The 1026-nt window shown below is 46.4% G+C and carries 1 protein-coding gene; it reads right to left on the reverse strand.

Going from position 1 to position 1026, the window contains the following annotated elements; translation table 11 throughout:
* Nucleotides 1-954: oligosaccharide flippase family protein (locus ACRCJ0_RS15145; protein ID WP_431391035.1), on the reverse strand; the 954-nt coding region annotated here is incomplete at its 3' end.
* Nucleotides 955-1026: the final 72 nt, after the last annotated feature.

The raw sequence follows: 1026 nt of genomic DNA on the forward strand, positions 1-1026 counted from the left end.
CACAACCATGCCTAGTTGGACGATGGGCTGGCCGCGGTCGTAAATCCCCTTCATATCCTTGGCTACCGCCGTCGCAATTCCATTATCTACCAATTGGTCGTAAACGGTAAAGGCGTCAATCAGCTGATAAAAGACCAATAGTGCTGAGAAGAAACAAATAACAAAACCTTCTGTGACAAAGTCTTTGGTTAACTTAGCCCAAGATAAGCCTGTATCATCACCATTCTCCCTCGCTTGACCTAACCCGTAATGGCCGGCTAAGAAGTCTTGGTACATGGCCTTCTCGCGGTAATTTAATAAGTAATAAGCCATGACGACAGAAGCGGCTGCGGCAGCAATCCACGCTGACTGCATGGTCCAAAATCCCATCTGGTAGACATCTGGATTCGCGCCATTCAGCTGCATCCTACTAAAGATGAAGGCGACAGTTAAAATGACTGCCACCCGAACGAATTGCTCGGCAACTTGCGAAATAGCGGTTGGGGTCATAAGATTACGCCCCTGCATAAAACCTCTGGACAGGAGTAGACCTGGCATCAAGAGGAACATAAAAGACACGCTTTTGATAACAGGTGCCAGTAAACCGTCACCCATCATAGCCGCAATCCAATCAGCCCCAAAATAAATCAGGGCAAAACAAGCGAGTGCAAAGACCGATACAATGACTGCGTATCTCTTCAACAAAGACTTACTTTGCTTGTGGTTATTTTGTAGGGCGACCTGTTTGCCAATAAAAGATGGCAAACCATTTAAAGCGAAGGTCATCCCTATACCGTAAATTGGGTAGACCTGTTGGTAGACATAGAAACCTTCGTTACCGACCATATTCTGTAAAGGAACCCGGTAGATAGCAGACAATACTTTAGCCACTAAGGCTGCGAGCGTTAGAACGGCAGCCCCTTGCATGGCCACTTGGCCCGTTGACCTTGCCTTTGAATCGTCATTTTTCACCATCTAGTCACCTGCTTGATCATTTTCTGCATCTAAACCAGTTTGATTAGCTTCATTTTCAGCAGCCTTCACTTG

Source organism: Aerococcus sp. L_32, assembly GCF_050689315.1.